Annotated in this window: 1 pseudogene; it reads left to right on the plus strand. The window is 70.8% G+C overall.

What is annotated here, in order from left to right:
* Positions 1-236: pseudogene (locus RBH18_RS44030) on the plus strand (pyridine nucleotide-disulfide oxidoreductase); the annotation flags it as partial.

Below are 236 nucleotides of genomic sequence, written 5' to 3' on the forward strand. Positions count from 1 at the left end.
GACGCCCTGCATGTCGATGGTGCGGGGGAGTGGCTGTTCGCGGCCGGGGATGTGAACCGGCGGGCGTTGCTGACTCATCAGGGCAAGTATCAGGCGCGGGTGCTGGGTGACGCGATTGTGGCCCGGGCCAAGGGCGAGACCGCTGACACGGGTGCGTGGGGCCGGCACGCGGTGACGGCCGATGTGAAGGCGGTGCCGCAGGTGGTGTTCACCGAGCCGGAGGTGGCCTCGGTGGG

Source organism: Actinoplanes oryzae, from assembly GCF_030757795.1.
GTDB lineage: Bacteria > Actinomycetota > Actinomycetes > Mycobacteriales > Micromonosporaceae > Actinoplanes.